The organism is Tumebacillus amylolyticus, assembly GCF_016722965.1.
GTDB lineage: Bacteria > Bacillota > Bacilli > Tumebacillales > Tumebacillaceae > Tumebacillus > Tumebacillus amylolyticus.
The window spans coordinates 355,682-367,856 of sequence record NZ_JAEQNB010000002.1 but is presented as its reverse complement, the minus strand read 5'-3'; the positions used below and the strand labels follow the sequence as shown (position 1 = coordinate 367,856).

17 protein-coding genes are annotated in these 12,175 nt (G+C 55.7%); 10 read left to right on the top strand and 7 right to left on the bottom strand.

Annotated elements, in window-relative coordinates:
* Positions 1–78 precede the first annotated feature (78 nt).
* The 4 genes from JJB07_RS08760 (at position 79) to JJB07_RS08745 (ending at position 3,654) form a co-directional block, all read left to right on the top strand.
* Positions 79–1,092 carry an LLM class flavin-dependent oxidoreductase gene (locus JJB07_RS08760; RefSeq protein ID WP_201633768.1) on the top strand — a complete coding sequence of 338 codons (1,014 nt, stop codon included), beginning with the start codon at positions 79–81 and terminating at the stop codon, positions 1,090–1,092.
* A gap of 132 nt (positions 1,093–1,224) precedes the next feature.
* A complete protein-coding gene (fadR, locus tag JJB07_RS08755; RefSeq protein WP_347338328.1) occupies positions 1,225–1,839 on the top strand; it encodes a fatty acid metabolism transcriptional regulator FadR in 615 nt (204 codons plus the stop codon).
* 30 nt (positions 1,840–1,869) lie between these two features.
* Entirely contained in the window at positions 1,870–2,634 is a 765-nt protein-coding gene (locus tag JJB07_RS08750) for an electron transfer flavoprotein subunit beta/FixA family protein (RefSeq protein ID WP_201633763.1), read from the top strand.
* A 39-nt stretch (positions 2,635–2,673) separates the two neighbouring features.
* Positions 2,674–3,654 (top strand): electron transfer flavoprotein subunit alpha/FixB family protein, encoded by a 981-nt coding sequence (locus tag JJB07_RS08745; protein ID WP_201633761.1) that lies wholly within the window; start codon positions 2,674–2,676, stop codon positions 3,652–3,654.
* Between the two features lie 80 nt (positions 3,655–3,734).
* Here JJB07_RS08745 and JJB07_RS08740 read toward each other — a convergent pair whose 3' ends face one another.
* From JJB07_RS08740 to JJB07_RS08730, 3 genes are all read right to left on the bottom strand, one after another.
* Positions 3,735–3,953 carry a spore germination protein gene (locus tag JJB07_RS08740; RefSeq protein WP_201633758.1) on the bottom strand — a complete coding sequence of 73 codons (219 nt, stop codon included), beginning with the start codon at positions 3,951–3,953 and terminating at the stop codon, positions 3,735–3,737.
* Between the two features lie 78 nt (positions 3,954–4,031).
* Positions 4,032–4,235 carry a hypothetical protein gene (locus JJB07_RS08735; protein WP_201633756.1) on the bottom strand — a complete coding sequence of 68 codons (204 nt, stop codon included), beginning with the start codon at positions 4,233–4,235 and terminating at the stop codon, positions 4,032–4,034.
* A complete protein-coding gene (locus JJB07_RS08730) occupies positions 4,232–4,531 on the bottom strand; it encodes a hypothetical protein (RefSeq protein ID WP_201633753.1) in 300 nt (99 codons plus the stop codon). Before JJB07_RS08730 ends, JJB07_RS08735 begins: the two co-directional genes overlap by 4 nt.
* A 138-nt stretch (positions 4,532–4,669) precedes the next feature.
* Between JJB07_RS08730 and JJB07_RS08725 the strand changes: the two genes are divergently transcribed.
* Both JJB07_RS08725 and JJB07_RS24500 read left to right on the top strand, forming a co-directional pair.
* Complete coding sequence (locus tag JJB07_RS08725) at positions 4,670–4,891, top strand: spore germination protein (RefSeq protein ID WP_109691328.1); 222 nt, start codon at positions 4,670–4,672, stop codon at positions 4,889–4,891.
* A 19-nt stretch (positions 4,892–4,910) separates the two neighbouring features.
* Complete coding sequence (locus JJB07_RS24500; RefSeq protein WP_201633750.1) at positions 4,911–5,822, top strand: spore germination protein GerPB; 912 nt, start codon at positions 4,911–4,913, stop codon at positions 5,820–5,822.
* 29 nt (positions 5,823–5,851) lie between these two features.
* On the opposite strand, the gene JJB07_RS08715 is transcribed toward JJB07_RS24500, so the two are convergent.
* The 3 genes from JJB07_RS08715 to JJB07_RS08705 all read right to left on the bottom strand — a co-directional run bounded on the left by JJB07_RS08715 (position 5,852) and on the right by JJB07_RS08705 (position 8,683).
* On the bottom strand, positions 5,852–6,463 hold the full coding sequence (locus JJB07_RS08715; protein WP_201633747.1) for a hypothetical protein: 612 nt from the start codon (positions 6,461–6,463) through the stop codon (positions 5,852–5,854).
* Positions 6,464–6,626: 163 nt separating this feature from the next.
* A complete protein-coding gene (locus JJB07_RS08710) occupies positions 6,627–7,319 on the bottom strand; it encodes a peptidylprolyl isomerase (RefSeq protein WP_201634508.1) in 693 nt (230 codons plus the stop codon).
* A gap of 146 nt (positions 7,320–7,465) precedes the next feature.
* Positions 7,466–8,683, bottom strand: coding sequence for a WD40/YVTN/BNR-like repeat-containing protein (locus tag JJB07_RS08705; RefSeq protein ID WP_201633744.1), 1,218 nt, complete (start codon positions 8,681–8,683; stop codon positions 7,466–7,468).
* A gap of 128 nt (positions 8,684–8,811) precedes the next feature.
* Here JJB07_RS08705 and JJB07_RS08700 point away from each other — a divergent pair, with 128 nt between their 5' ends.
* Together JJB07_RS08700 and JJB07_RS08695 are read left to right on the top strand one after the other, a co-directional pair.
* Entirely contained in the window at positions 8,812–9,297 is a 486-nt protein-coding gene (locus JJB07_RS08700; RefSeq protein ID WP_201633741.1) for a pyridoxamine 5'-phosphate oxidase family protein, read from the top strand.
* Between the two features lie 15 nt (positions 9,298–9,312).
* Positions 9,313–9,741: a VOC family protein gene (locus JJB07_RS08695; protein WP_201633739.1), complete on the top strand. Its 429-nt coding sequence runs from the start codon at positions 9,313–9,315 to the stop codon at positions 9,739–9,741.
* A 61-nt stretch (positions 9,742–9,802) separates the two neighbouring features.
* Here the strand turns inward: JJB07_RS08695 and JJB07_RS08690 are convergent, their stop codons facing one another.
* Positions 9,803–10,570, bottom strand: coding sequence for a protease complex subunit PrcB family protein (locus tag JJB07_RS08690; RefSeq protein ID WP_201633737.1), 768 nt, complete (start codon positions 10,568–10,570; stop codon positions 9,803–9,805).
* Positions 10,571–10,704: 134 nt separating this feature from the next.
* Here JJB07_RS08690 and JJB07_RS08685 point away from each other — a divergent pair, with 134 nt between their 5' ends.
* Positions 10,705–11,256, top strand: coding sequence for a CGNR zinc finger domain-containing protein (locus JJB07_RS08685; protein ID WP_201633735.1), 552 nt, complete (start codon positions 10,705–10,707; stop codon positions 11,254–11,256).
* Positions 11,253–12,173 (top strand): 50S ribosomal protein L11 methyltransferase, encoded by a 921-nt coding sequence (locus JJB07_RS08680; protein WP_201633733.1) that lies wholly within the window; start codon positions 11,253–11,255, stop codon positions 12,171–12,173. Before JJB07_RS08685 ends, JJB07_RS08680 begins: the two co-directional genes overlap by 4 nt.
* Positions 12,174–12,175 lie beyond the last annotated feature (2 nt).

Sequence of the window (12,175 nt, the reverse complement as noted above, 5' to 3'; positions counted from 1 at the left end):
ATGACGGCTTGCAGAATCTGCAAGCCGTCATTTTTTATAATCAGGGCAGAGTATCTACCAAGGAGGGTGAATTCTGTCATGGGAAAAAAACTTCAAGATATCAAACTGTCCGTTCTGGATCTTTCCCCGGTGATCAAAGGGGGGACACCCGCCGACTCGCTGCGAAACAGCTTGGATTTGGCTCAACACGCAGAGAAGTGGGGCTACCATCGGTTCTGGTTGGCTGAACACCACAACATGACCGGAATCGCGTCTTCGGCGACCTCCGTCGTGATCGGATATATTGCGGGCGGCACGTCGACGATTCGTGTCGGTTCGGGCGGCATCATGTTGCCAAACCATGCACCGCTGCAAATCGCGGAGCAGTTCGGGACGCTGGAATCGCTGTACCCCGGACGTATCGACCTCGGATTGGGTCGCGCACCGGGTTCCGACCAAGCGGCGGCTCGTGCGTTGCGCCGCGGTTTGAAAAGCAACGGCGACGACTTCCCGGAGCTGGTCGAAGAATTGCGCTCGTTCTTGAAACCGCCGGTCGATCCGGAGAGAATGCCGGTGCGGGCCGTTCCGGGCGAAGGCTTGGACATCCCGATCTACCTGCTGGGGTCCAGCGACTTCGGAGCGATGCTTGCGGCACTGCTTGGCTTGCCGTACGCATTCGCCAGCCACTTCTCGCCGGAGTTCACGCTGTCAGCGTTGGAAATCTACCGCAAGAATTTCCGACCGTCCGACGTGTTGGACAAACCGTACGCGATGGTCGGCGTCAACGTCTGTGCCGCTGACACCGCTGAGGAAGCGCAATTCTTGGCAACTTCGATGCAACAGCAGTTCCTCTACCTCCTGCGCGGCCGTCCGGGCCAATTGCAGCCTCCGATTGAGAGCATCGACCTCATCGCGACCGAATATGAAAAAGTCGCCCTGCAACAACGCATCGGCTCCTCCATCGTCGGCAGCAAGCAAGTCGTCGAACAAAAACTGCAAAAGTTCCTCGACGACACCCAAGCGGACGAAATGATCGTCAACGGGCAGATTTTTGACCACAACGCTCGGTTGCGCTCGTACGAGATCGTGTCGGAGTTCATCGGTCGTTCCTGATGGAGAAAGAACTTCAGCCACAATGTTGGCGGGAGTTCTTTTTTTCTCCGAACAAACCAAACGTACGGTTGACGATTTAGACTGACTGTTCTAAAATAGAAACATGTAATGAATGGACACTCATTCATTGAGGTGAGAACGATCGCACAGAAAAAAAATAATGAAAAGTACGAAGCGATCTTGAACGCCGCCGTCAAGGTGATCGGTCAAGCCGGTTACCACAACGCCCCGATCTCCAAGATCGCGCGGGAAGCCGGGGTCGCTGACGGAACTGTCTATCTCTACTTTAAGAATAAGGAAGACATCCTCATCTCGATTCTCCGCGAGACCATCGGCACCATCGTCGACCGTCTCGGTGAGGAGTTGCAGGGGTTGGAGGACCCGGTTGCGTGTTTGAAGCGATTGGTCACCGTCTACTTTGAGACGCTCGGGACCAATCCGGACCTCGCGATGTTCACGCAGGTGCATCTGCGCCAGTCGAATGCCGAGATGCGCAAGCAGATCGGCGACATCATCAAACCCTATTACACGATCATCGACGAGGTGATCGCCAAGGGGATTGAAGCCGGAGTTTTCACAGAAAGACTCGATGCACGCATCACACGGCGCATGATCTTTGGTACAATGGATGAGACGATTACCGCCTGGATTTTGACAGGTGCGAAATACGATCTCCTGTCCTTGATTCCGCAGGTATGCGAGCTGATGATCGGCGGCCTCGCCGGTCAGATTCATTCGCACAAGTAACGAACCCCACTCTGAAAGGAGTTTCCCACCATGAATATTTTCGTAGCTCTCAAACAAACGTTTGATACCGAAGAGAAGATCGTCGTTGAAAACGGTTCCGTCAAGGAAGACGGCGTTCGTTTTGTCCTGAACCCGTATGACGAATACGCGGTGGAAGAAGCGATCAAACTGCGCGACGAACTCGGCGGCCAAGTCACCGTCGTCACCGTCGGCCCGGAGCGCGCACAGGAAGCTCTGCGCACCGCACTGGCAATGGGCGCTGACGAAGCGGTTCACATCACCGACGAAGCGCTGTTCGGCGATGAGTACAAAGTTTCCAACGTCCTCGCTTCGTACTTCAACGGCAAGGAATTCGATATCATCCTCACCGGCAACCAAGCGGTTGACTCCGGCTCCGGTCAAACGGCTGTCCGTCTGGCGGAACTGCTGAACATCGCGCACGTTTCCACGATCACCAAATTGGAGATCAACGGCACCGACGTCGTGGCACATCGCGACGCAGAGGGCGACCTCGAAGTCGTCGGCGCGAAACTGCCGCTGCTCGTCACCTGCCAACAAGGTCTGAACGATCCGCGTTACCCGTCTCTCATCGGGATTCGCAAAGCGAACAAAAAACCGCTCGACACCCCGTCTGCAGGCGACCTCGGCGTAGACGCAGCGATCTCTTCCAAATCCTCTGTGCAGGAAACCTTTCTGCCGGCGGCAAAAGCAGCGGGTCGCATCATCGAAGGCGACAACGCACAGCGCGTGACGGAACTCGTCAACCTGCTGAAAAACGAAGCCAAAGTCCTGTAATCGGATCGGTATCCTGACACACAGAGAGGAGCAGAACTCATGAGCAGAAACGTTCTCGTACTGGCTGACCTCCGCAACGGCGGTCTGCGCAATGTAACTTTTGAAGCCCTGTCCGCAGCAAAGAAAATTGCAGACGGCGGCTCTGTATATGCAGCGGTCCTCGCTGGCAACGGTGCAGCGGCACACGCAGACGCACTCGCACAATATGGTGCGGAGAAAGTCTTCGTCGTCGAAAACGCAGCACTTGAAAACTACGTACCGGATGCCTATGCAAAAGCTCTGGAATCCGTCATCAACGAATCGAAAGCAAACGTCGTGTTCCTCGCGCACTCCGCAATCGGCCGCGACTTGGCTCCGAAATTGGCGGCACGCTTTGGCGCCGGCGCTGTTTCCGACATCATCGGCGTGGAACTTGAAGGCGGCAACTTGACCTTCACCCGTCCGATCTACGCGGGCAAAGCGTTCACCAAGAACGTCGTTGCAGGCGACCTCGTCTTCGCAACTGTCCGTCCGAACAACTTGGAGAAATCCGAGCCGGAAGCGGGCATTACCGCTGAAGTCGTCACCCTCTCCGTCGATCTCCCGGCTGACTCCCTGCGCACCTTCATCAAAGAAGTTGTGAAAAAGTCTACCGGCGGCGTTGACCTGTCCGAAGCGAAGATCATCGTCTCCGGCGGCCGCGGCGTGAAATCGGCAGACGGTTTCAAACCGCTGCAAGAACTGGCAGACCTGCTGGGTGCAGCTGTCGGTGCTTCCCGTGGTGCTTGCGACGCAGAATACTGCGACTACGCGCTGCAAATCGGGCAAACCGGCAAAGTTGTAACCCCGGACCTCTACATCGCATGCGGCATCTCCGGCGCGATCCAACACTTGGCAGGGATGTCCAACTCCAAGGTTATCGTTGCGATCAACAAAGACCCGGAAGCTCCGATCTTCAAAGTGGCAGATTACGGCATCGTCGGCGACTTGTTCGACATCGTTCCGTTGCTCACCGAAGAACTGAAAAAAGCTCTCGCGTAACAGCGAGTGATTGAAAAAAAGTCATAGAAAAAAGACCTCCCCCACACCGGGGGCAGGTCTTTTTTTGTACACAAGGGTGGTTAAACCCCGGCGACCGTGTTGTTGTCAATACCGTCGATGTCGACGGTGTTGGTGCTGCTGACGCCGGTGATCGAGACGCCGAAGTCGCCCGTGAGACCGCCGCCGGAACCGGCGTAGGATTTGCTGGCCGATTTCGGGGCAATGAATCCTGTGTCGCCAAACACCAACTCGCCGGAGTTGCTGACGATCTTGAGCGGGCCTCCGATAATGGAAGGCATGGCAATCGCTCCTTCCTAAGAGAATGTGATGTGATTCTCTAGTAGGATATGACAGCGGACAAACTCGTGTGCGTCGCTTTAGCGAGTTGCTCCTACGGGACCGCCGGGACCCGTCTGTCCCACGACGACCTGTTGGGCGAGACCGCGGGTGATCGACACGTTGTGCGGCGTAAAGCATTCAGCATCGCCGAAGATGACGATGGCCGATGAGGAAATCGAGTTGATTTTGACGTCTCCGATCTTCACGTCGCCGGTATTTTCGACATACATTCTCACTTTCATCGCGCTTTTACACCTCGAATGTTGGGAATGATCGTTTCTTGACCTTCGCCAATGAAATTGGAGTCGGTGGTATCTTCGTCCGTTTGGTTCGCAAAGTGCAGGTTCGTGTTGATCGGCTCGGCTGTTTCTTTGGTGATGAAACTTGGAGCCCCACGATAGCCTCCATACGCTTCCCCATAGGAGAACGGGTCGACACATCCGTAGACGTCACCGATTTGGAGAACCGCACTGTTGGCGACGAAAAGGACTTTGGCATTGGCGATCACGAGTTGCCGAGACTTGTTGCGGGGGAACATGGGCGTTCGCCTCCTGGGCGTTTGTCTAAAATAGGCTATGGCGGGGGAAGGAAAGAGGTGCAGGTACTCACCCATGGGTATCCGTCCTGCATAAGATACGAGTAAGAACGTTGACGGGAGAAGGGTGGTGGTGGCGTCGTGCCCGCTATTTTGGGAACGTTGAAAGTCATAAACATCTCGTCGGGGGGAGTTTTGCACATCGGGGATTGCGGCGTGATTGCGCCGAAGACGACTGCCAAAACCTACTCGGGTTCCGGCTCGTTCAACACGGGTGATTTCCCGCAAACCTACAACGTCGTCAGTTCGACGAACACGAACGACAACGATCTGATTGACGATAACATTTTGACTGGAGTCTAAGAAAAAAGGAGGTGTCGCGATGCGCGTCACGCAGACGATCTCCATCGGGTCGCTCCGAATCAACTCCATGTCCAACTCCTCGATTCTCCAAGTCGGAACCACAGGCGCGATAAAAGCGCACTCCGAAGATATCAAAGAATACGTCACCCCGGCTGAAGCTGAACAAAAACTAGAAACCAAAGTCACCAAAGAACTCAAACCCATCTTCAAAAAAGAAAATCTCCCCCTCGAAAGCGTCACAGCCGGCAACGAACCTCCCCCCACAACAACATCCACCACCGCCAAATCGGGAACCTCAACCCCCACCGGAGGAGCCACCACAGGAAGCTCGACTTCCGCAGGGTCTGCTCCAGGAGCAGGAACCACAAGTGCGGCAGGGTCTTCCGTTAAAGAGGGAACCTCAAGTTCCACAGGGTCTTCTGCAGGAACGGGAACAACAAGTTCTGCAGGGTCTGCTACAGGAGCGGGAACCTCTAGTTCAACTGGGTCTACCGCTGGAACGGGAACAATCAGTTCAGCAGGGTCTTCCGCTGAAGCAGGAACCTCAAGTTCCACAGGGTCTTCCGCTGAAGCAGGAACCTCAAGTTCCACAGGGTCTTCCGCTGGTGCAGGAACCTCAAGTTCCATAGGGTCTTCCGTTGGAACGGGGACAACAAGTCCTGAAGAGTTTTCTACAGGAACGTGGACAATAAGTTCTGAAGAGTCTTCCACAGGAACGGGAACTGTGGGTCCCGCAGGGACTAGTGCAGATACGAGTGGGCATCTTGAACATGAGAGTTCTGTGAGCAGCCTCCCTCACCAAAAAGGCGAAAGTTCTTCCAGTACCAGCGGTGGCACGTATCAGGGTAAGGGGCTTGTGGATCAATATGGGAATCCTGTTGACGGAAACGGACATGAGTATACGTATAACGTTTGGTACTATCTCCGCTAAAAACCACCCGAGCCTCGGGTGGTTTTTTCTCATTTCTTTTTCTTCTGCCCCTTATCCTGAAACCGCTGCAATCCCCACACGCGATCCAACTCTTTCGCATACGCCCGACAAGCCGCATAATACGCCTCCCGAGCGGCATCACACTCCGGGCTTTCCTGACCAATCGGACACGCTTCCACACGCTTCTGTGCCGCCTCTATCGTTTTCACCCACATCGGATACGCAGAATCAAACTCTCCCAACGGCGGGGCCGGCAGCTCCGTATAAAAGGGATCGTCAAACAACTTTTGCCCCGTCACAATCGGGGACTCAAACCGCACGGCTGATGCGGACGACCCAAATCCCGGCGGATTGTACGAAAACAACCACGTATTGGGCACCACATCAGTCGGAAACTGCTTCCAATACTCCACCATCGACGAACGAAACGACTCCGACAACCCTGGAAACCCCGGCCAAAACAACCCGCCAAACCCTTGGCTCTCCTGCACGGTTTCTTCCGAGAACTGAGGCGGCTTCACCTTCGCCCCTTTTTTCTTCACCTTTGGCTTCAAAGGCACGCCCTCAATCGTCCGTGGGATTTTTTCAAACCCCTGAATCAACGGCTTCTGCTCTTCTCGCTTCTTTCGCTTCTTGGCCATCCCCAATCACCTCTCTCCACAGCCTATGCCGACTTGCACATCACGCGTGTCAATCTGACAAACCCGCACGCCAACTCGACAATTGCCCGGGAAATCGACAGCCTCTTCTGCAAATGTCGAAGAAAAAAAGACTCTGCCGTCCGTAGACGACAGAGTCTTCCTTTTACTGCTCCGAGATATCGACAGAGTTGATCACGATGTCTTCCTGCGGTTTTGAATTCTCACCCATTCCGGAAGCGCCGACCGGAGTCGCAGCGATCGTTTTCACAACGCTCATGCTTGCCGGATCGACTTCGCCAAACACCGTGTAGTTCGGCTGGCGGTTCAAGCTCGCCACATCATCGCCACTGCCGATGAAAAACTGACTGCCGTTGGTGTCGGGACCTGCGTTTGCCATCGCCACGATGCCGGCCGCATACGGCTTCGCCGGCGGGAGCTCGTCCTTGAATTGATAGCCCGGACCGCCTGTGCCCGTACCGAGCGGATCGCCCGTCTGGATCATGAAGGACTGGATGATGCGGTGGAACTTGATCCCGTCGTAGAAGTGATCCTTCGCGAGGAACACGAAATTGTTGACGGTCATCGGGGCTTTGTCTGCGAAGAGGTTGATTTTGATATCGCCCTTGTTGGTTTTGACGGTCGCCGTGTACTTCTTGGCTTTGTCGATCGTCATGTCCGGAGCTTTGGAATACTTGTTGTTTTTGCTCTTGGTGTCGGTCGAGGTGGTGTCCTTCGCCGGGGTCGTGGTGGTACTGTCCTTGGTCGGCGCGGGAGTCGTCGGTGCAGCCGACGAATCGTCGCGGGAGCAACCTGCAAGCAGGGTTGCAACGAGAGCGGTGCTAAGCAATGCGGTCATCCAAATGCGTTTCTTCACGTGTGATCCTCCAATCAAAGTTCCGGTACTTGTCCTCCTCCTATTGTAGCAAGCTGGAAATCCTACGCAAGTGCTGCAGGGTACGAAAAAAACCTCATCGCTATGGCGGCGGTGAGGTTTTTTGACAATTACTTGGGACCAAACACGAATTCCTGCGTCCACGTCTGTCCGCTGGTCTGGGTGTTGTAGAGGACGGAGGGTTTGTCATAGGGGGAGGTGATCAGCCAGCCTTGGTTTGCGTTGACAAAGGAGAGCTGACCGCCGGAGCCCGGAATCTGTTGTGTGGAATTGGTCCACGTCTTGCCGTTGTTGACGGTCCAGCCTGTCGAGATCGTGCCTTCACCACAAGCCCCGCAGAATCCGGAGAGCATGGCGACTTGGGAGTTTACGACTTCGAGGTAGCCGGGCTTGGAGGCCGGGCCTTTCGGACCGGTGTTCGGTGTGTCATAGCCGGGAGCAGTTCCGCCGCCCGCTGTGGATTGCGCGATCACAGGTTGCCAATTCGCACCGCCGTCCGATGTGTGAAAAATCGAAAAGGAAGTCTGCGTCATGCCGGATGAACCGACGATCATAACCCACGCGTCGACAGGGCTCGTCGTTTGCACCGAAGCGGTGACGGGAGGTTCTTGCGTCGGACGGGAGAACAGCTTCGTCCACGTCTGACCTCCGTCTGCGGTGTGTTGAATCTGAAAGGAATTGCCCTCTGCGGTGACAGCCCAGCCGTGGTTGGCGTCGGAAAATGCGGGATTGCCCATGAGGGAGTCGGGTGCCTTCACAGGTGTCCACGTTTTGCCGCCGTCTTGGGTGATCATATCGCTGCCAAAACCTGTGGTCTCGGAGACGAAATGCAGGTTGCGAACGTGGGCGGGGTGGGAAATTTCGTTCCAATGCAAGCCGCCGTCCTTGGTTTGCAGGACGACACCCCCGACTTCGCCATCGCCGTCATGACCAAGCGCCCAGCCTGTGTTGGCGTTGAGAAACGAGAAGGCGTCGATTTCATAAGGGCCGTCGTATTGGACATTCCAATCATGCCCGCCGTTGGTGGTGTTCAGGATAAAGCCCTTGCCGCCGACCCAGCCCCAATTCGAATTGGCAAAGTCCAGAGCGGTCACCGAATAGGAATGATGTGCCGTGTCAGCGGGTTTCGGAACGGACGTGGCCGGTTGATCGGGAACGGAGGGAGTCGGGTTGGCAGGAGCGGGGTTCGTCGTAGGACTCGTTGCGGCAGGGGACGTGTCTACGTTCATCGAATCTGCAGGCGTCGACGACGTTTTTTGCCCGCATCCGATGAGGGTGACGGAGAGTACCGTCGCCAGCACCGCCAAGCGGGAAAATTTTGTTTTCATCGAAAAAACCTCCTTGGTTTGTTTCGTTTGTAGATAGACGTTTCAACGAACTCGATTGTTACGGGTTGACAAAGATTGGGTGCGGCGCATAATATATAACCAACAAAACAATTTTAGATGGTTAGGCGGTGGCGCAGATACTTTCGGGTGAAGCACAACTTCGGCGGCAGTTTGGTACGGAGGAGCAGGCAGCGAAGTTGACGGAGCGGTTGGTGAGTTCGCAAGTGTCGATGCTGTTTCGGATGTACATCGAAGCCAGCGAGTTTTTCTTTTTGGCGACGTCGAATTCAGCGGGGGAGTGTGACTGTTCATTTCGCGGAGGCGGGCCGGGGACGGTGCGCGTGTTGGACCCGCAGACGTTGGTGTTCCCGGACTATCCGGGCAACGGGCTTTACCAAAGTCTCGGCAATCTCCTCGAAAACCCGCACATCGGCATGCTGTTCATCGATTTTGAAAAAGGCCAACGCCTGCGCGTGAACGGCGTGGCCCGAATTTCCACAGATGCACGAGACCTCGAACTGTTTCCCGGCGCACTCTCAGTTGTCTACGTGACGGTGCGCGACGTGTACACGAACTGCTCGAAACGAATTCCGAAATTGATCAAAGCGAACTAAGAGGAGGAGTTAGAGATGACGAACATGACGATGGGCGTTCACCATGTAGGCTTGTCTGTACGGAGTTTGGCGGAGTCGCAGTCTTTTTTCACCGAGGTGCTCGGGTTTGAAGTCGCGGGCGGGCAGGAGGGCAAGTCGGCGTTTCTCACCGATGGCACGACGATGATCACGCTCTGGCAAACGGCGGAGCAGGAAGCAACGCTCCGCACGGCCGGTCTGCACCATCTGGCGTTTCGCGTGCCGAACTTGGAAACGCTGCAGGAGTTGGAAAACCGTCTGCGCGAGCGCAAAGTGCCGATTCAATACGACGGACTTGGGGAGTACGGACGTCTGGCCGGGATCTTTTTCTACGACCCGAGCGGGATTCGGTTGGAAGCTGCGTTTGAGCACGGGGGAGAGACGGGCGGACTGCCGACCATCGGAGGCTGCGGGGGGCACGCGTGAGTTTTTTTGGAACAGGGAAAAAAGGAAAGCTCCCTTCGCCGTGACGAAGGGAGCTGTTTTTTTACGCGGAGAGCACTTCTTGGTTTAGCACCACGATGGGCTTCACCGTCTGTGCGAACTCCACGACCGTTTGCGGGTAGGTGATCGCTTGGAGAGACATCGTGCCGGCAGCCGGAGTTGTCAGGCCGACCGTCACTTCAATTCGTGTATCCGTCTCGTTGACGCTGTCCACGGTGACGGCATAACCGCCCGTGTTGCGCTCACCGGCTGAAATCAAGAGGTAGGTGGAGTCTCCGCTGTCGAGTGAGACAGCGCCCGAAGTTCCTTGGACCGCAAGCGCCGTGTTCTGCACGTCTTGCGGTAGAGCAGAGAGATCGGTGATTACTTGATACGAACTTGCGGGTTCCGTCGACGGAGACGTCGGGCGGATGATACCGGTCGGTTTCGTCGGGTTCGTTGTGGAAGTAGAAGCCCCGGCAGCTTGCAAACGCGCTTGCGTCCGCTCGACGATCATTCCCAGCTCATCGCGGGTCAAATCTTGGTTGCCGTGGAACAATCCATTCCCGTCCCCGAGCACAATTCCCAGACTGTACAAGGTCGAGACCGCCTGTTGTTGCCCGGTCGTCAGGGAGTTCAAGTCACGAAATGGCGCGGGCTGACCCCCGGCAAAACCGGTGTTCAGCGGCGGGAGTGCTTCAGCGAGGAAGACAGCTGCCTCGGCCCGGGATAAAGTGTCCGCCGGTGCGCCCGTTACGTTCGGCGACAATCCGATCTGGTTCAGTTCTTCCATGAACTCGATACGTGTTACCTTTTCGTTGGTCGTTGCCATGAGTCAACGCCTCCTTTATGATTTCACTCACTTGCATGGTAAGAGTATACGGAAGAATTTACCTATTTGCGACTGTTGTTTTCCTGCGAACACAAAATAAATTGGTGTATACTCAAATAGGGGTGAAGGTGGAGATGTTTTCCTATCATGGCGGAACATTATGGCTGGACTTCGTGAACACGCAATTTTTGGAGGCGGGAGAAGTCCGCGACGGGCTCGCCGACCTGAAGGACCTACATACTTGGATACAGGGGGCGGGAGTGGGAGAGCTCGTCCTCGACGAGGACGCTTTTTCCAAACTCAAGGTCCTGCGCGCGCAATTGCGTCACATCGCGGAGGAGGGAGGCTTGTCCGACGGGCATCTCGCGTGGTTGAACGACCAACTCGCCGCGTTGCCCGGTACTTGGACGTACCGAGACGGCCTTGCAGAGTTCCTCCCATATGGATGCTATTTGGAAAAAATGAGCTGGCTGTTGCTGCGCTCCTTGCTTGATTTTCTCACCGTGGGGCAGGTTGCTCGGTTGAAAAAATGCGGCAACCACCTCTGCATCCAATATTATTATGACACATCCAAAAACAACACGCGCCGCTGGTGCCGGATGGAGGTCTGCGGAAATCGGGAGAAAGCCCGCCGCCATCACCATCGACACAAAAGCAGCGCTTCGCAGGAGGATTCGACACCATGAACGAGCACGAACCACGCTATGTCGAATATGCGTTGACTGTCGAGGCAGATCGAACCGAGGACGTCATCGCGCGATTACAGGGACGAGGCATTGAATACGTCTGGGAGGAAGCTCCCATCGAGACGTTTGTAACGCCGGACGGCTACGGGTTCCAAGAAGCTGAGGTCGAGCAAGTCGTCGTCCGCGCCTATGAAGAGACGCAGGAGGAACTGACTCCGGAGGTTCTGGAACGACTGCGTATCGAGATGACCGAGTGGATGGGGAATCTCGCGTATTCTATAGAAGCAAGAATTCCGCAAGCCGTCACGGAAGACCCCGTGTACCAATTCAACGCGATCGAGATCAAGCCCGATCTCGTCATCCGTCCCCCGTGGGACGAAGAGCGTCGCGAGGGGGAACGAACGATTGTGATCGAGCCGGGAGCTGCGTTTGGCACGGGGGAACATCCGACGACGCGGCACTGTCTGGAATTGCTGGACGAGCTCTTGCAAGAGGGAGAAGCGTTTGCTGACTTTGGGGCGGGCTCGGGGATTTTGAGTTTGTTTGCGCGCATGAAGGGTGCAAGCGAAGTGGTGGCGATTGATCTGAATCCATCGGCGAAGAGTGCCGTGGAGTATCTGATGGAACTCAACGGCGTTTCGGGAATTGACGTGCGCATTGCGGACGTTTTTGCCGAATTTGCAGAGACTGTAGATCACTTCGACGTGGTCGCGGTCAACATCGGAGGTCAGGAAGTGATCGATCTCGCCGCGCTCTGCCTGCGCATCGTGAGAACGGACGGAACTCTGTTGCTCTCCGGCATCGTCGAATGGATCGAAGAGCAAGTCGTCAGCACCTATTCCGAACTCGGTTGGCACGTCACATCCCGCTTGCAAGGCGACGAGTGGGTCACGCTGGCTGTGAAAAAAGCGACGTAATT